The sequence below is a fragment of the Rhodococcus sp. IEGM 1381 genome (assembly GCF_030056795.1).
Classification (GTDB): domain Bacteria; phylum Actinomycetota; class Actinomycetes; order Mycobacteriales; family Mycobacteriaceae; genus Rhodococcoides.
On sequence record NZ_JASHKQ010000003.1, the window covers coordinates 1 to 17,309 of the forward strand.

Annotated in this window: 15 protein-coding genes, 1 other RNA gene and 1 pseudogene; 7 read left to right on the forward strand and 10 right to left on the reverse strand. The window is 64.9% G+C overall.

Going from position 1 to position 17,309, the window contains the following annotated elements:
• The 3 genes and pseudogenes from QM797_RS12020 to QM797_RS12030 form a co-directional block, all read right to left on the reverse strand.
• Window positions 1–1,090: pseudogene (locus tag QM797_RS12020) on the reverse strand (bifunctional [glutamine synthetase] adenylyltransferase/[glutamine synthetase]-adenylyl-L-tyrosine phosphorylase); the annotation flags it as partial.
• A 126-nt stretch (window positions 1,091–1,216) separates the two neighbouring features.
• Window positions 1,217–2,557, reverse strand: coding sequence for a type I glutamate--ammonia ligase (glnA, locus tag QM797_RS12025; protein ID WP_027497412.1), 1,341 nt, complete (start codon window positions 2,555–2,557; stop codon window positions 1,217–1,219).
• A gap of 102 nt (window positions 2,558–2,659) precedes the next feature.
• Window positions 2,660–4,228, reverse strand: coding sequence for an alpha/beta hydrolase (locus tag QM797_RS12030; protein WP_283275858.1), 1,569 nt, complete (start codon window positions 4,226–4,228; stop codon window positions 2,660–2,662).
• An 81-nt stretch (window positions 4,229–4,309) separates the two neighbouring features.
• On the opposite strand from QM797_RS12030, the gene QM797_RS12035 reads away from it, so the two are divergent.
• From QM797_RS12035 to pip, 4 genes are all read left to right on the forward strand, one after another.
• Entirely contained in the window at window positions 4,310–6,040 is a 1,731-nt protein-coding gene (locus QM797_RS12035) for an NAD+ synthase (RefSeq protein WP_283275859.1), read from the forward strand.
• A gap of 118 nt (window positions 6,041–6,158) precedes the next feature.
• The gene (gene panB, locus QM797_RS12040) at window positions 6,159–7,010 is read left to right on the forward strand and encodes a 3-methyl-2-oxobutanoate hydroxymethyltransferase (RefSeq protein ID WP_283275860.1); all 852 of its coding nucleotides are present in this window, start codon (window positions 6,159–6,161) and stop codon (window positions 7,008–7,010) included.
• A gap of 42 nt (window positions 7,011–7,052) precedes the next feature.
• Window positions 7,053–7,502 (forward strand): hypothetical protein, encoded by a 450-nt coding sequence (locus QM797_RS12045; RefSeq protein WP_283275861.1) that lies wholly within the window; start codon window positions 7,053–7,055, stop codon window positions 7,500–7,502.
• A gap of 1 nt (window position 7,503) precedes the next feature.
• Entirely contained in the window at window positions 7,504–8,460 is a 957-nt protein-coding gene (pip, locus tag QM797_RS12050) for a prolyl aminopeptidase (protein ID WP_283275862.1), read from the forward strand.
• Here the strand turns inward: pip and QM797_RS12055 are convergent.
• The 5 genes from QM797_RS12055 to QM797_RS12075 all read right to left on the reverse strand — a co-directional run bounded on the left by QM797_RS12055 (window position 8,450) and on the right by QM797_RS12075 (window position 12,571).
• Window positions 8,450–9,880, reverse strand: coding sequence for an RNB domain-containing ribonuclease (locus QM797_RS12055; protein WP_283275863.1), 1,431 nt, complete (start codon window positions 9,878–9,880; stop codon window positions 8,450–8,452). The genes pip and QM797_RS12055 overlap by 11 nt on opposite strands.
• Window positions 9,881–9,882: 2 nt before the next feature.
• The gene (locus QM797_RS12060; RefSeq protein ID WP_094688449.1) at window positions 9,883–10,065 is read right to left on the reverse strand and encodes a hypothetical protein; all 183 of its coding nucleotides are present in this window, start codon (window positions 10,063–10,065) and stop codon (window positions 9,883–9,885) included.
• Window positions 10,066–10,125: 60 nt separating this feature from the next.
• Window positions 10,126–10,567: RNase P RNA component class A (rnpB, locus tag QM797_RS12065), an RNA gene on the reverse strand.
• Between the two features lie 25 nt (window positions 10,568–10,592).
• Complete coding sequence (locus tag QM797_RS12070; protein ID WP_283275864.1) at window positions 10,593–11,996, reverse strand: MFS transporter; 1,404 nt, start codon at window positions 11,994–11,996, stop codon at window positions 10,593–10,595.
• Window positions 11,993–12,571: a TetR/AcrR family transcriptional regulator gene (locus tag QM797_RS12075; RefSeq protein ID WP_283275865.1), complete on the reverse strand. Its 579-nt coding sequence runs from the start codon at window positions 12,569–12,571 to the stop codon at window positions 11,993–11,995. The genes QM797_RS12070 and QM797_RS12075 overlap by 4 nt, the downstream gene beginning before the upstream one ends.
• A 71-nt stretch (window positions 12,572–12,642) precedes the next feature.
• Here QM797_RS12075 and QM797_RS12080 point away from each other — a divergent pair, with 71 nt between their 5' ends.
• Window positions 12,643–13,167 (forward strand): DUF1697 domain-containing protein, encoded by a 525-nt coding sequence (locus QM797_RS12080; protein ID WP_283275866.1) that lies wholly within the window; start codon window positions 12,643–12,645, stop codon window positions 13,165–13,167.
• Window positions 13,164–14,414, forward strand: a complete 1,251-nt coding sequence (locus tag QM797_RS12085; RefSeq protein WP_283275867.1) for an SLC13 family permease — start codon at window positions 13,164–13,166, stop codon at window positions 14,412–14,414. Before QM797_RS12080 ends, QM797_RS12085 begins: the two co-directional genes overlap by 4 nt.
• A 111-nt stretch (window positions 14,415–14,525) precedes the next feature.
• On the opposite strand, the gene QM797_RS12090 is transcribed toward QM797_RS12085, so the two are convergent.
• Window positions 14,526–15,224 carry an SDR family NAD(P)-dependent oxidoreductase gene (locus QM797_RS12090; RefSeq protein WP_283275868.1) on the reverse strand — a complete coding sequence of 233 codons (699 nt, stop codon included), beginning with the start codon at window positions 15,222–15,224 and terminating at the stop codon, window positions 14,526–14,528.
• Window positions 15,225–15,343: 119 nt separating this feature from the next.
• Between QM797_RS12090 and QM797_RS12095 the strand changes: the two genes are divergently transcribed.
• Complete coding sequence (locus tag QM797_RS12095) at window positions 15,344–16,261, forward strand: helix-turn-helix domain-containing protein (protein ID WP_283275869.1); 918 nt, start codon at window positions 15,344–15,346, stop codon at window positions 16,259–16,261.
• On the opposite strand, the gene QM797_RS12100 is transcribed toward QM797_RS12095, so the two are convergent.
• Window positions 16,195–17,304: a bifunctional RNase H/acid phosphatase gene (locus tag QM797_RS12100; protein WP_283276096.1), complete on the reverse strand. Its 1,110-nt coding sequence runs from the start codon at window positions 17,302–17,304 to the stop codon at window positions 16,195–16,197. The two genes, QM797_RS12095 and QM797_RS12100, sit on opposite strands and share 67 nt — an antisense overlap.
• Window positions 17,305–17,309: the final 5 nt, after the last annotated feature.

The window sequence follows — 17,309 nt, forward strand, 5'->3', positions numbered from 1 at the left end:
CTTCGACCCGACGGCGCATCGCGCGCACTTCCGGCACGAAGTCCTCGCGCTGACTGGCCAGCCACACCATCGGGTTCACCGAGTCGACGTAATCGTTGCCGAGTGCGATGTCACCGGTCATCGGCCGGGCCTTGAGCAAAGCCTGGAACTCCCAGGTCTTGGCCCACCGCTTGTAGTACGCCACATGCGAATCCAGTGTGCGGACCAGTTCGCCCCGCTTACCCTCGGGACGCAGGGCTGCGTCGACCTCGAAGCAGGCCGAGGATCCGATGCGCATCATCTCACCCGCGATGCGGCTGGCCTGCGCGTCGGCGGGTTCGGCAACGAACACGACATCGACGTCCGAGACGTAATTGAGTTCGCGGGCACCGCATTTGCCCATCGCGACGACGGCCAGGCGCGTCGGACACGGGGTGTCAGGACAGACGGTGGCCACGGCGACCGCCAATGCTGCGGTGAGTGCGGCGTCGGCCATGTCCGACAGGTGCGATCCGACCACCGTGTACGGCAGGACGGGTTCGTTCTCGACGGTCGCGGCGAGGTCGTATGCAGCCAGCGCCATGATCTGGTCGCGGTACTTCTTACGCAGTGCGATCACTGCGGGCGGCCCGGTGATCGACGCCCGATACAGGTCGGGTGAGGCGTTGGGTCCGGTCTCGGGCTCGGCCCCGACAACCTCGAGGAGTTCGGCTACCAGTGTCGCCTTGCTCGGGAGCTCGATCTTCGCCGAGACTCCGCTGGCCTGACCTTCCTTGGTCAGCAGCAGACGCCAGGTGCTGTCGTCGGCGACGAGGTGGTCTGCAAGCGCACTCGACGCGCCGACCAGCCCGAGTAGGCGCCCGCGAAATCCTTTGTACGTGCGTAGCGCTGTGTCGAACTCCGACCAAGCGGCACCGAGCAACTCGTACATCCGTACCAGGGTGCGCAGCGCCAGGTCCGCATTGGGCGCACGAGAAAGCGACCACAGCAGTTCGAGGCTTTCTTCACCCGTCCAACCGAGGGTGCGCAAGTCGCCCGGAGCAGTTTCTTCGACGAGACCGAGACGGCCCGGCCCGGGAACGACGGATCTGGAAGTCGGAGGACGCACCATCTACAGTCCACCTCGGCGTGCCACAGTTTTACCCCGTCGTCGGTAATGCGACGCGAGGGTGCCCACGCCGGCATCGGAACTACATTCTCGATCGACTAGAACGTAGCTCATGACCACGCTGGGTTGTTAAAGACCCAGGTAGGCCCTGAGCTCGTACGGCGTGACGTGGCTGCGGTATTCCTCCCACTCACGACGCTTGTTGCGCAGGAAGAAGTCGAACACGTGCTCGCCCAGCGCTTCTGCGACCAGCTCGGACCCTTCCATCGCGTTCAGCGCCTGATCGAGATTGCCCGGCAGTTCCTTGTACCCCATGGCGCGACGCTCGGCCGAGGTCAGTGCCCACACGTCTTCCTCGGCCTCGGGCGGCAGGGTGTAGCCCTTCTCGATTCCGCGAAGACCGGCCGCGAGGAGTACCGCGAACGCCAGGTACGGGTTGCAGGCCGAATCTGGGCTGCGAATCTCGACGCGACGCGACGAGGCCTTGTTCGGGGTGTACATCGGCACGCGGATCAAGGCCGAGCGGTTCGCGGGTCCCCAGGACGCCGCTGTCGGTGCCTCGCCGCCGCGCACCAGCCGCTTGTAGGAGTTGACCCACTGGTTGGTCACCGCACTGATCTCGTTGGCGTGCTCGAGAATGCCGGCGATGAAGGACTTGCCGGTCTCCGACAGCTGCATCGGATCGTCGGGGTTGTGGAACGCGTTGGCGTCGCCCTCGAACAGGCTCATATGCGTGTGCATCGCCGAGCCGGCCTGATCGCTGAACGGCTTGGGCATGAACGTCGCGCGCACACCCTCTTCGATGGCGACCTCTTTGACCACATAGCGGAAGGTCATGATGTTGTCGGCCATCGACAGGGCGTCGGCGTACCGCAGGTCGATCTCCTGCTGTCCTGGTGCGGCCTCGTGGTGGCTGAACTCCACCGAGATTCCCATCGATTCGAGCGCGTCGATGGCGTGCCTGCGGAAGTTCGGGGCCGAATCGTGCACGGCCTGGTCGAAGTAGCCGCCGTTGTCGGCAGGGGTCGGCGGTGAGCCGTCCTGCGGGGCATCTTTGAGCAGAAAGAACTCGATCTCGGGGTGCACGTAGCAACTGAATCCGAGGTCTGCGGCTTTGCTCAGCTGGCGGCGCAGCACGTGGCGAGAGTCGGCCCAGGACGGCGAGCCGTCGGGCATGGCGATGTCGCAGAACATCCGTGCCGAGTGCTGGTGGCCCTTGCTGGTGGACCACGGCAGGATCTGGAACGTCGACGGATCCGGCTTGGCGACGGTGTCGGCCTCGGATACGCGGGCGAACCCTTCGATGGCGCTACCGTCGAAGCCGATCCCCTCGTCGAATGCCCCTTCGAGCTCGGCGGGGGCGATGGCCACCGATTTCAGGTACCCGAGGACGTCGGTGAACCAGAGGCGGACGAAACGAATGTCGCGTTCCTCGAGAGTCCGGAGCACGAATTCCTTTTGACGATCCATGAACGCGAGACTAAGCAAACGGAGTTAAATCTGTGTTACATCGTGAATTCGGTCTCACTTCGTGAAACTCTCTGCCCACATCGCGGCTGGTGAGGTAGCGGGTCAGCAGCGCAATTCGTCGCCCGGCGGGACCAGATCGACGAGGTAATTCACCAGCGGATCGTCGATGCAACCCACGCCCGAGAACGCCACCGTGTGCTGGGTGCCGTCGTAGGTCACGAGGTCGCCTCGCAATTGCGCAGCCAGTTCCACTCCGGCCTGATACGGAGTGGCCGGATCGTTGGTCGTCGACACCACCACCAGCGTCGGCAGCCCCTCGGCATCGACGATGTGCGGGTCGCTCGTATTCGGCACCGGCCAGAACGCGCACAGGTCGAGCGGCGCGTCGCCCGTGGCTCGGCCGTCGTCCAGATAAGGCGCGGCGGCGCGGAACCTGGCATCGGCCTCGTCGGCCGCTACTCGATCCGTGGTCGGCGGTCCGTCCACACATCGGACGGCATTGAACGCATCGTCGATGTTGGTGTAGCTACCGTCCTCCAGCCGCCCGGAGTAGGTGTCGGCCAGACGGAGGAGGGTGTCGCCCCGACCGTCGCGTAGTTCGTTCAATCCCGCCCGCAGCAACCGCCACAGCTGCTGCGAGTACAGAGCCTGCTGAGCCCCGGTGATCGCGTCGTCGTAACTGAGGCCACGTGGATCGGTCGTCTCGGCGGGCCGGTCGATCAGTGGGTCGACCAAGGATCGGAACTGTGCGACAGCTCGAGCCGGATCGGTTCCGAGCGGGCAGGTGTCGGTCTGTGCGCAGTCGGCGGCGAACTGATCGAACGCGGTCTGAAACGCCGCGCCCTGGGCGACTGCCTCATCGACGGGTGACTGATCGGGGACGAGTGCACCGTCTAGCACCATCGCCCGAACGTTCGACGGGAATTCCTCGGCGTACGCGGTGCCGATGCGGGTGCCGTAGGAGTACCCGACGTAGGTCAGCTTCTCGTCGCCCAGAACTGCCCGGATGACGTCCATGTCGCGCACCACTTCCCTGGTGCCGACGTGCTCGAGCACATCTGCGCCGGTCCGGTCGACGCACTGGGCGGCATAGTCCCGATGCTCCGCCTCGGTGGCCGCGATGCCCTCCGGGCTGACATCGACGTCCGGCTCGCGGCGTTCCTGGTCGACCTCCTCGGGCGTCAGACAGCGCACCTCTGGTTCGGAGGCCCCGATCCCGCGTGGATCGAACCCGATGCGATCGAAGCGGTCGGCGATGGCGGTGCCATCGGCCTGCGTGGCCAGATACAAACCCGAAGAGCCGGGTCCGCCGGGGTTCATCAGGATCGATCCGATCTTCTCGCCTGCCGCCCGGGTCCGGGATATGGCGACCTGGATGGTCGTGCCGGTGGGATCGGCGTAGTCGAGCGGCACGGTGACCATCGCGCACTCGACGGAGTCCCCCAGTTCGCTGCCGTCGGTGTTGTACCGATCGCAGGACTCCCACTGGAGCGTCTGGTTGTAGAACGCCTCGAGACGAGCGGGGACCGGACCGGCAACCGATGCCGACGACGATGCCTCGGAACCAGCGGAGGTCTCCGGTGCGGCAGTGGGCTCGGGGCCGGAACAGCCTGCGAGCAACACGGCAACTGCGGACAGCGCCACGGCCGTGCTCCTGGTGCGCGTTCTCATGGCACGATCGTGCCAGGTCTTTCTGGCCACTCCATTCTCGCTGCCCGGCAGGGACGGCCGCCGAGCACTAGCGTCTATGCGGTGCAGGCCCTCCGACTCGCCCTGGCCCAGACGAACTCCGTCGTCGGCGATCTTGCGGCGAACTCCGCCGCAATCGTCGAGTGGACGGTCCGTGCCGCTCACGACGGAGCCAACGTGGTGGTGTTTCCCGAGATGGCTCTGACGGGATACCCGGTCGAAGATCTGGCCCTTCGGCCGTCATTCGCCGCCGCATCCGCCCGAGCCCTGACCGAATTGGCCGCTGCGCTCGATGCCGCCGGATGCGGCGACCGCATCGTGGTGGTGGGTTACCTCGATCGCGATGCCGAGGGCTCGCGAAACAGCGCCGCGGTGATCGTCGACGGACGGGTGACAACTCGCTACGACAAGCACTCCCTTCCCACGTACCGAGTGTTCGACGAGGCCCGCTATTTCGCTCCCGGATCGCGCTTGAGCATCGTCGAGGTGAACGAGGTCAGGCTCGGAGTTGTTGTCTGCGAAGACATCTGGCAGTCAGGCGGATCGGTAGCGGCCTACGGGGCAGCAGGTGTCGACATGTTGCTCTGCCTCAACGCCAGCCCCTTCGAGCAGGGCAAGAACGAGGTACGGCACTCCATCGCCGCGCGCCGGGCCACCGAGATCGGCGTCCCGATCGCCTACGTGAATGTGGTCGGCGGTCAGGACGAGCTGGTGTTCGACGGGGCGAGCTTCGTCATCGGCCCCGACGGTTCCACCTGGGGACGCTCTCCGCAATTCGTCGAGCATCTGCTCATAGTCGACGTGGACGCGCCCACCGATCCGCGTCCGAACGCCGAGGCGGTACCCGGTTGGAGCATCGATCGGGTACCTCTGCCCGACGTCGCGATCACCGGCTGGCAGCGTGCCGAGCCGTTTATCTCCGACGTTGCTTGCGCAGAGGAACAGGTGTGGGGCGCTCTGGTGACCGGCTTGCGAGACTACGTGCACAAGAACGGCTTTCGTTCGGTGGCTTTGGGTCTGTCGGGTGGTATCGACTCGGCGGTGGTTGCGGCCATTGCCGTCGACGCCCTCGGTAGCGATGCAGTGCACGCCGTGGCGATGCCGTCGACGTACTCCTCGGGCCACTCCCGCACCGATGCAGAAGATCTTGCGTCGCGCACCGGCATCCACTTCCGCGTCGAGCCCATTGCCGACATGGTCGCCTGCTTCGTCGACCAGCTGCACCTGACCGGCCTGGCCGAGGAGAACATTCAAGCGCGCTGCCGCGGCATGGCGCTGATGGCACTGTCGAACACATTCGGCCATCTGGTTCTGGCCACCGGCAACAAATCCGAACTGGCCGTTGGCTATTCGACCATCTACGGTGATGCAGTCGGCGGCTTCGCGCCGATCAAGGACGTGCCGAAATCGCTCGTGTGGGAGTTGGCGCGGTGGCGAAACAAGTCCGCTGCCGAGCGCGGAGACATTCCTCCTATCCCCGAGTCCAGCATCGACAAGCCGCCGTCCGCCGAGCTCAGGCCGGGACAGCTCGACACCGACTCGTTGCCCGACTACGACGAACTCGACGCGATCCTGTTCAGGTACGTCGACAACGATCAGGGGTACGACGACATCGTCGCGGCCGGATTCGACGCGGTGGTGGTCGCGGACATTCTTCGCAAGGTCGATGCGTCGGAGTACAAGCGGCGTCAGTATCCGATCGGCAGCAAGGTCACCTCTCGTGCCTTCGGACGCGACCGCCGGATGCCGATCACCAACGGGTGGCGGGACTACGCGGCACCCGATCCAATGTGACGAATTGCACTGTCCGGAGCGCTCCGGCAGGTCGTGCGCGGTGGCAGACTCACCGATGTCATCACACCCCATCCCGGGGACCCGCCGAGCGGGCCTCGAGGACCAGAAAGGGACAAAGATGTCCGAAACTGCTGTGTACGGCGGCTCTTCTCAGGAAGTACCTCCCACCGGTTTGACCCGTAAGACCCGCACCCACCACCTGCTGCAGATGAAGGCAGAGGGCGAGCGCTGGGGAATGCTCACCGCATACGACTACTCCAGTGCGCGCATTTTCGAGGAAGCCGGAGTTCCGGTGCTCCTCGTCGGCGATTCCGCCGCGAACGTCGTCTACGGCTACGACACCACCGTGCCGATCACGGTCGACGAACTCCTTCCGCTGGTCCGCGGAGTGGTGCGCGGTGCGCCGCACGCCCTCGTTGTCGCCGACCTGCCCTTCGGCACCTACGAGGCCTCGCCGCAACAGGCTCTCGAGACAGCGGTGCGGTTCATGAAGGAAGGTCTCGCAGGCGCGGTCAAGCTCGAAGGCGGCGAGCGCGTCGCCGGCCAGATCGCCGCCATCACCGCCGCAGGCATTCCGGTGATGGCCCACGTTGGCTTCACCCCGCAGAGTGTCAACACCCTCGGCGGCTTCCGGGTGCAGGGCCGCGGCGACGCGTCCGAGCAGCTGGTGGCCGACGCCATCGCGGTTCAGGAGGCCGGTGCGTTCGCCGTCGTCATGGAGATGGTTCCCGCCGACATCGCCGGTCAGGTCACGCGCAAGCTGACGATTCCGACGGTCGGCATCGGCGCGGGCAACGAATGCGACGCCCAGGTCCTGGTGTGGCAGGACATGGCCGGATACACCAACGGCAAGACCGCGAAGTTCGTCAAGAAGTTCGCCGACGTCGGCGATTCACTGCGCACTGCGGCAACAGATTACCTTGCCGAGGTTCGCTCGGGCGTGTTCCCCGGACCCGAACACAGCTACTGATCGTCCTCGCCTCGTCCAGGTTCGGGTGGCACACTCGGGGCCATGACAATCAGACGGGGATCGACGTCCATCGCAGGAAGAAGCGCAGTCGCACTGGTCGGTGCGGCTGCGCTTCTCGCTGTAGTTGGAGCGTGCAGCACGGGTACGAACAACACCGGTTCGTCGTCCACCACCACGACTATCGCACCGACGACCACGGTCACCGCGCCGCCCGCGAACGCAGTGATCACCGACGCCCAGAAGCAACAGTTGTGCACCGATCTCGAGGCGCAGCTGTCCAACTGGCGCGTTCAGGGTCCCACCCTCGGCCGCGGCGGGTTGAACATTCTGGTGCAGACCTGGGCGGCACAGAGCGGCGTCATCAACCTGCAGGTGGTGCAGAACCGGGCGATCGTCGACGACGTCACGAAGGAAACGTGTTCGGACGTTCGAGACGAGGCCATCCGCTCGCTCGACATTCCGGACCTGGCTTCGGGTCTGGTGGGTTTCTAGGATGCGGACTCTGTACCCCGAGATCGAGCCGGTCCAGACCGGGCACCTCGACGTCGGTGACGGGCAACAGGTCTATTGGGAGGTCTCCGGAAACCCGGATGGAGCGCCGGTGGTGTTCGTGCACGGTGGCCCGGGCGGTGCCACCAATCCGTTGCAGCGGCGCTACTTCGACCCGCAGGCCTATCGGATCGTGTTGTTCGATCAGCGGGGCTGCGGGCAGTCGACCCCACACATTGCCGACGGCGGCGACCTGTCGGTCAACACCACCGATCGGTTGATCTCGGACATGGAGAAGCTCCGCCAGCACCTGGATATCGACACGTGGTTGGTGTTCGGCGGTTCGTGGGGCTCGACGCTGTCACTGGCCTATGCCCAGTCGCATCGCGATCGTGTGCGCGGGCTGATTCTGCGAGGAATTTTTCTCGTACGGCCGTCGGAGGTCGACTGGTACTACGGGGGCGGTGCCGGCAACATCTTCCCCGATCTGTGGGAGCAGTTTCTCGCGCCCATTCCGGAGGACGAACGCGACGGTAATCTCGTCGAGGCGTATCACCGGCAATTGGTGTCCGAGGACTACGAAGCCGCGACGCGAGCAGCGGTGGCGTGGTCGACCTGGGAGGCGGCAACGAGTTACCTGCTGCCGAAACCGGATGCAGTGCAGGACAACTCGGATCCGCGGTTCGCCCTTGCATTCGCCGGTATCGAAAACCATTACTTTCGCAACAACTGCTTTCTCGAAGAAAATCAACTGCTGCGCGACGCCCATCTGCTCGACGGTATTCCAGGCGTCATCGTGCAGGGCCGCTACGACGTCGTATGCCCGGCGACGAGTGCGTGGGCGCTGCACAAGGCCTGGCCCGGTGCGGATCTGGTGATCGTCGACGACGCAGGGCACTCTGCCGCAGAGCCGGGCATCGTGCACCACCTCGTCGAGGCGACCGACCGCTTCAGGCCGTGACGGGCGAGTAGCCGAAAGCGATCTTGCGCGAGTCGGTGTCGGCCTGGGTCAGCCGGACCGCCACCGACTCCCCCGCAGGAGGTTCGCCGTCGCATTTGCCGATGACGATGGGATCCGACACAAGCACCTCGGCATCTCGCTTGCCCTCGGCACCGCGAAGTACGACCGCATCGAACGTCTCGCCCACTCGATCTTTCAGTACGTGTGCCTCGGTGAGGTCGACGCATGCACGGTCGACCTTCGACGCTGCAGAATCGGATCCGCGCATGATTGCAGGTAGCTCGGGTAAGGCCTGCGTCGCCCACTCGGGCACCGGCGATCCGGCCACGACCGCCAGGCACACTTCTGTGGCGAAGCGATCCGACAGCCGACGCAGTGGCGCTGTCACATGGGCGTAGGGCGCGCCGATTCCCGAATGCTCGACCGATGCGTCACTGTCGACAGTGTTTGCAGTGCGGTCGAACGCGAGGTAGTCCGCGCCGCGCAGCAAGCCGGTCGCCTGGCTCATCATCGCCAGTGTCGACGGTTTGTCGGCGGACAGGCCTGCCAGCACTGCTCCGGCGGACGCGCCTGCGGGCCAATCGATTCCGAGAGCAGCGGCGGTCCTCTTCAAGGTTTCGACGGCCTCGCCCGGAGCGGGTGGAAGAGTACGAACGATGCCTGTTCCGGCGTCGAGCATGATCCTGGCGGCGCACATTCCCGTCAGCAGCGACACCTCGGCGTTCCAACCGTCTACTGCCGTTCGGGGTTGCAGCACGATGCGCCAGCCCGCCCCGTCCGGCACCACTTCCTGCTCGGGCAGCGTGATGTCGATGGCTCCGCGGCGTCTGGCCGCGTTCGCCCGCTGCGATCCGAATTCCGACAAGGCGGCGATCGAGGGATGCGGAGTTCCCGCGTCGACGTCCGCTTGCACTCCGGCGTAATCGAGCCGGGCGACAGATCGCACCAGCGCGCGGGTGACCGTCCATGCGGCCGCCTCGCCGACGTCGTCGAGTTCGATGGTCCACAGCGCGGCGCAACGAGTCTGCCCCTCCAGCAGGCTGCCCGAACCCTCCGACAGCTCTCGTGGATGCAACGGCACGGATCCGTCCGGGAGATAGAACGTCTGGCCGCGTCGACGGGTTTCGGCGTCGAGCGCTCCCCCGGGTATCACCAGTGCGCCCACGTCGGCTATCGCGTAGTGCACCACCAATCCGTTGGACGTCTTCTCGATGTGTACGGCTTGGTCGAGGTCCTTCGAGCCGGGTGGGTCGATGGTGACGAACGGAATGTCGGTGCGGTCGATTCTGCTGTCGGCGTGCAGATCTCGGGCTTGGACCGCCTCGCGCATCACATCTGCGTCGAATGTCTCGGATAGTGCGAACTCGGATCTGATGGCCGCGAAGTCGAAGCCAGGAGCCTTCAGCCGGGTGAGCAGCACCGTCAGTTGTTCCAGTCGTCGTCGGAATCGGCGGCCTTGTTGCGGGCCGCGGCGATCTTCAGTGCCTGCTCTGCGGTGGCCTTGTCCGGATACGGTCCCATGCGGTCGAGGGCGTTGGTCTGCTTGCCCTGTACGACCTGCTTGGTGGTGATGTCGTAGTACCAGGAGGTGTCGTCGTCGGTCATGACTTCCAGTGTGCCCCATGGAGCGACGCCGCAGGAGAACCGCGCGAGAAATAGTGAGTGCGAACGAGTCGGCCTGTAAGCCGGATCCTGTCCATCGTTCCCGCTTGCGCAGGTTCGACTTCGACGACCATCCATCTGGGCACACCGTTGCCGGGTACCTCGAGCAGTCCACCCGCAGGCTCGGGCGAGCAGCCCTCGAGCACCTGCGCAGCTGCACCCCTTGCGCGATGCAGCCTTCGACCTTGCTCCGGGCGGGGTTTACCTAGCCACCCCAGTCACCTGGGGTGCTGGTGCGCTCTTACCGCACCGTTTCACCCTGACCTGCAGTTCGATTCCGAGAAACCGATCCGCAGGCGGTCTGTTTTCTGTGGCACTGTCCCGCGAGTCACCTCGGGTTGCCGTTAACAACCGCCCTGCTCTGTGGAGTCCGGACTTTCCTCGGCTCGAAGCGCGACGGAGATGATCCGCCGGTCCTCCGAGCCGCAGCCGTCCGGCCAACTCGTTCGCGATTGCGTACTCTACCCGGCTCACGTTGGATGTCCGGCGACTGCCCGGCCACGAAGAACAGTGGCAGTCACGATGGCCGCGGCAGCGGTGACGGTCGCACCTACCCAGGCCGCCGACGTGTAGGCACCCTCCGAGGGAAAGGTGGATCCTGTACTGGTTCCGGTGGCCAACACGAGCCCACCGATCGCACTGCCGAAGGCGAATCCGACGCTGCGCACCACCTGGGTGATACTCATGGCGCTCGACGTCTCCGACGCAGGCACGACGGGCAGAACGACGGCCGGGAGCGCAGCCGAGCAGCTACCGACCCCGAAGCCCAGAATTGCCATCGCCGCGCAGAGTTCCACGATGTCGGTGCGTGCGAGGGCAAACAGAGCGAGGGCCACCAGGACGACGAGCGCGCTGACCGTGAGTGCCCTGCCGGGCCCCACTCGACGCAGTGCACGGGGTACCAGCTTGCCCGCGAGAAATCCGAACACCGAGAACGGAACCAAAACCAACCCAGCGGCGAACACGTCGAGCCCGAAGCCGTATCCGGCACTGGCAGGCGTCTGCGCGAATCGCGTGACGATGGTCAGCAGCAGATACATTCCGATGCCGCCCAGGAACATTGCGCTGTTCGCACCGACTACTGCCCGTTGGCGGAGCAATCGGAGATCGACGAGCGGTGCCGGGCTCGAGAGTTCGACGCGTACCCAGATGGCGGCAGCGACGAGTGCCCCTGCACCGAGTACCCCCGCCGTCCATGCGTGCCTCGCCCACAGCGCGGTCTCACTCACGAGGATCAACACGAACGACAGAACGAGCGCGAGCAGCACTGCACCGGGAACGTCCATTCGAGTCGTTCGCTTCTGGGTGGAGGGTGGAATGACCTTCCACGCAACCGCCAGCGCCATGACCGTCAGTGCCGCGCCGAATCCGTAGGCGGCGCGGATCCCGGCGTGGTCGGTCACAAAGCCTGCCAACGGGTAGCCCACCCCGACTCCCGCCGTCGATGCAACCGACAACAGCGCGATAGTCGAACCAGACCGACTGCTGGACAGATGATCTCGTGCGACACCCATCAGCATCGAGGTCAGGGCCAGCCCCACCCCCTGGGCCGCGCGGCCGAGGAGCAACCAGGCGAAGGACAGCGGCAGTGCGGTCAGAACTCCACCGACCGACACGACGCCGAGCGTTCCGAGGATGGCCGCCCGCCGATGCGGACCGGATCCCAGCCGACCGAGTAGCGGCGTGGTCACGGCACCTGTCAACAGGGCCAGAGTCAACGTCCACTGCGCACTCGACAGCGAGACATCGAATGTGATTGCGACACTGGTGATCAGCGGGGCACCGAGGCTGCCGACAGCGGCCACGACCACTCCGACGAACACCAACGCAAGTACCAACAGGCGCTCGCCGCGGCCCTCGGCGTCGGCACTCATCGGTTCGTATCGCTGGTGATGTGGTCGAACAATCCGGCCTGGATGCGAGTGCCCACTCCGTCCGCCCATGGCGCGTCGACGTCGTTGATCTGCAGGGCCGCACCACTGTTGAGCAGCATGCCGAACGCGAGAAACGCCTTGACGGTCACGGCGTCGAGCCCGGTGACCTCCGCGACTGTGTTCCACATCCGGCCGAAGCCGGCCCGCACCGCGTCCCGGACCTCGGGATCGCCACATGCTGCGATTCCCTGTAGTTGCAACAACAGCGAGGTTCGATCATCGAGCATGGCGTAGTAGCGCTCCCCCATCGACGCCAACGCCTGTTGGCCGGTGTCCGTTCCCGCAGCTTCACGCATTCCGTCGGCCAAGCGATCGAAGGACGCGACGACCAGTTCGGAGAACAATGCCTTCTTGGTTCCGAATATCCGAAAGATGTAGGCCTGCGTGATCCCGGCTGTGCGGGCGATCGCCTCGGTCGAACCGCCGTGGAGTCCGGCCGTAGCGAATTCGTCCGCTGCGATCCGCAGGATCTGCTCTCGACGGTCGGGTCCGGTCATCCGTTCTCGCTGCGCCATGGTCACCAAGTTACTGGTTACTAACTACTTACTCAAGGGCGGTTGTCGAGCACTTCACTACAGTTCCTCCCATGAGTGAGTGGGTCGTGTTGCCGCGCGGCATCAACGTCGGTGGCATCAACATCAAGATGGCCGACCTCCGTGCAGCTTTGGCCTCGACCGGCTTCACGAATGTGCGCACGATTCTGGCGACCGGCAACGTACTGCTGCAGTCGCCGTTGACCGCCGCGGCCCTGAAAGCACGGGTCGAGAGCACGCTCGCCGAGGCGTTCGGCTACCAAGCCTGGGTTGTCGTACTCGACGTCCCGACACTGGGGACGATAGTGGAGTCCTACCCGTTCGACGCCGAACGGGAAGGCTGGCATCCTTATGTGGTGTTCGGTAGCGACGATAGCCATTTGACCGAATTGTCAGCTCTTGCAGAAGAACTCGACTCCGAGCTCGAGAGGATCGCCGAGGGGAACAGCGTGCTCTACTGGGAGGTTCGCGAGGGCAACACCACCGACAGCGCGTTCGGGAAAGCCACGGCGAAGGCGAAGTACAAGGCCACGACCACCACGCGGAACGTTCGCACTCTCGTGAAGATTCTCGCGTGACCGTCCTCGCTGCGGCATTGGTCGCCGCCGTTCTCGTCTTCGCCATCGTTCGCCCGCGCGGTCTCCCCGAGATCGTCGCTGCACTTCCTGCGGCAGCAGTTGTCCTTCTCGTCGGCCTCGTCAGCCTCGACGCCGCTCGTGAACAGGTACTCGAGCTCGCTCCCACCGTCGTTTTTCTGGCGTTCATCCTGATCCTGGCGCATCTGTCGGATGCCCTCGGTGTGTTCACCTGGATCGCCGCGAAGCTGCGCCGCGGATCCAAGGGCAGCCCACGCAGACTGCTCACCCTCGTGTTCGCAGCTGCCGCGGCCACCACAGCCGTACTGAGCCTCGACGCCACCGTGGTTCTGCTGACACCGGCCATCATCGGTGCCGCTCGGATCCTGGGGATGTCGCCGCGTCCACACAGTTACGCCACTGCGCACCTGTCCAATTCGGCCTCGACTCTGCTGCCGGTGTCCAATCTGACCAACCTGCTGGCCTTCGCTGCGACCGGACTGACCTTCCTGCATTTCACGGCACTGATGGCACTGCCGTGGATCTTCGCGGTCGCCATCGAACTCGCGATATTCCTGATCTTCTTCCGCAAGGATCTGACTCGCATCGCCACACCGCCGGACACCTCTGCTGAGCAGGGCACCGTCGACGTCCCCGCACCACGAAGCACACTCGCCATCCTCGGCTCGACACTCGTCGGCTTTGCGGTGGCAGGACTGTTCGATATCGAACCGTTCTGGGTGGCTGCGGTGGGGTCTATTGCGCTCGCGATCCCAGCACTTCGCGCTCGGCACACCACACCTCGCGCCATTCTGCGCGGTGCCGATCTGCCGTTCTGTGGCTTCGTCTTTCTTCTCGGCATCGTCGTTCTCGGCGTGACGGCGGGCCCGATCGGCGACTGGCTGGCGCGAATCCTGCCGTTCGACACCACCTTCGCGTCCCTGCTCGCCGCGGCTGCCATCGCGGCGGTGGCGTCGAACATCGTCAACAACCTGCCCGCGACGCTGCTGCTACTGGCCGCGTTCGGGGCCGACGCTCCCCCGGCGTTGTTGTTGGCCACGGTGATCGGTGTGAACCTCGGCCCCAACCTCACCTACGTCGGGTCGCTGGCGATCATGCTGTGGCGACGCGTCGCGTCGGCCAACGACGAGCCGGCGGATCTGCGAACATTCACCGTTCTCGGCGTCATCACCACTCCACTGACCATCGTCGGTGCCGTGGCGGGACTGTGGCTTGCTCTGCAGGTCTAGGCCTCGTCGAACCTGCTTCCAGCGCAGCAGATGGTTTCTCATGCCTACCGTTCGGATGCACCGAGATCCGATTGCCACGACCCCCGGAATCGTGCCTACTCGGTCGATGAGTCACCAGCGGAGGAGACCCTGACTGTTTCCCACGGTGCCGGTAGGTCCGTCGTCGGCAATCGTGGCGAGTCGGACTATTTCGTCGGTGCCCTGCGTGACGTCGTGTGCACCCTTGCCGGCGTTCAGATCGGTGCGCGTGTAGCCGGGGTCGGCGGCATTGACTCGCATCATCTGGAGCGCACGCGCGTACTTCACCGTGAGCATGTTGAGGGCGGTCTTGGACGACGCGTAGATCGGCGGCACCACCTGCCAGTCGAAGTAGTCGTGCTCGATGGTGTCCTGAATGGATCCCACACCCGAGGAGATGTTGACGATTCGTGCATGGTTCGAGACCTTGAGCAGTGGCACGAATGCGTTGGTCACTCGAATGACGCCGAACACGTTGGTTTCGAAAACGTCTCGGGCGTCATCCGCAGATCCTTGTTCGAGCGGAACGAACGCGCCGGTTATGCCGGCATTGTTGATCAGGACGTCGAGGCGTCCATGGTCCGCACGCACTTGGCGCGCAGCAGCGTCGACGCTGCTCTGATCGGTCACGTCCAGTTGGACGAAGGTGACGCCGAGATCGGCGGCAGCAGCACGACCCAGCTCACGGTTGCGGGCACCGATGACCACGGTGTGGCCGGCACGCTGTAAGCGCCGTGCCGTCTCGTGGCCGATTCCCTTGTTGCCGCCGGTGATCATCGTGATTGTGCTCATGACGTCGACGCTAGGACGCGGCGATCCGATCGAGAAGATGCCAGTTGTCGGTAGGTCTGCCGGTACCACCCACGTCTTCATCGAGAAGACGCCAGTGGCTGAGGTGGCACAGTGGTGAGATGACCGTAGAGCAGCAGGGACGCCGGCCGGCGGGTTTCTCGTCGGTGCTCCGTGGCTGGCGTGACCGCAGCGCACCCGTCCCATCCGACTCGGCCGTCAGGCCTCGGCGATCGTCGGGGTTACGCCGCGAAGAACTCGCCACACTCGCCGGAATCTCGGTGGACTATCTGATCCAACTGGAGCAGGGTCGCGCGTCGAATCCGTCGGCGGCGGTGGTCGCTGCTCTCGTTCGGGCCTTGAGCCTGGACCTCGCCGATGCCGGAGTGTTGTATCGAGCTGCCGGACTCGCGGCACCGTCGTCGGCCGTCGATCGATCGGTACCGGACAGCGTCGAACGGTTACTGGCCCGAGCCGACAACTGGCCTACGGCGGTGTACGCGGCTGATTGGTGGTTGCTGAGATGGAACGCGGCATGGTCCGCTCTGATGGGCAATCCGATGGAACTGTCCGGACATTCACGAAACCAGGTCTGGTTCGAGATGACCGAGGACACGTCGACCATGTGGGTCGACCCCGGGCAACGGGAACAGTATCGAGATGCGCTGGTCGGCGATCTCCGCGTCGCACAAATTTCGCATCCCGACGACGCCGAGCTCGACAACCTCGTCCATGACCTTCGAGCGCGCAGCGACGAATTCTCCGATCGTTGGCACCACGCTCGGCCGGCCGTCTACCGGGGAGCACGCAAGAATATCGACCATCCTCTGGTGGGGTCGATGGTCCTCGATGGGGACGTGTTCCAGCCGGCAGGCTCCGACGTGCGGGTGATCGTCTACACCGCAGCACCTGGCTCACGAGATGAGTCCAGACTGTTGTCGCTCGGATCCCGTGCACGGAACCGAGCCTCGGTTCAAGCCGGCGAAGCCAGGTGCGAGGTGTCGTTCACCAATCGCACCGAGGCCCCGCCGTCAGGGTAGAACTCGGCGATACTCAGCGACGCGAGATCGAGGTGCAGTCGATAGAGCAGCGACGGGCCTACGTCGAGTGCAAGTTGGAGCAGCATCTTGATCGGGGTCACGTGAGTGACCACCAGAACAGTCTTTCCAGCGTATTCGGTGAGCAACTGATCGCGGGTTGCTTCGATGCGCTTGCGCACCGCGTCGAAACTCTCTCCGTTCGGCGGTGCTGCTGACGTCGTACCGAGCCAGGCCTGATGCTGCTCTGGATATCGCTCTTTCGCCTCGCCGAACGTCAAGCCCTCCCAGTCGCCGAAATCGGTCTCGATGAGACCGTCGACTGTGGTGACGGGCAATCCCAGGCGGTCGGCTGTCGCTGAGGCGGTCTGTTGAGCGCGGGCGAGTGGCGAGGCCACGATGGCATCGATGTCTGTCCGCGAACCGAGAACTGTTGCGGCAGAATCGGCTTGGCGTTGTCCCAGGTCGGTCAGGTCAGGATTGCCGCGGCCGGAGTATCGCCGATCGACCGACATGGGGGTCTGCCCGTGACGCAACAACAGCAGGCGTGTGGGCTCCCCCATCGCTCCGGTCCACCCGGGAGACTCGGCCTTCTTCGTGACCGGCTCGGCATCCGGCAATACCGACAGGTCCACGCCTTCAGCCGCGGCATCCATCGCCTCGTTCGCCAGCGCGTCGGCGTGCGAGTTCTGCGCGCGGGGAATCCACTCATAAGTGACGGAATCGAATTCGCGAGCAAGCTGGGCCGCTTGTCGCTGAAGCGGAATCATGTCCGGGTGCTTCACTTTCCAGCGCCCGGACATCTGCTCGACGACGAGTTTGGAGTCCATGCGGACGGCAACTTCACGGGCACCGACATCACGAGCGGCAGTCAGTGCAGCGATCAGGCCGTTGTACTCGGCGACGTTGTTGGTGGCCACTCCCAACGAAGCCCGACGCTCGGCTAGCACCTGCGAGCGATCGGCGCTGAACACCACTGCGCCGTATCCAGCGGGCCCCGGGTTCCCCCGCGATCCACCGTCGGCCTCGGCGACAACCCGCGACATCTGGC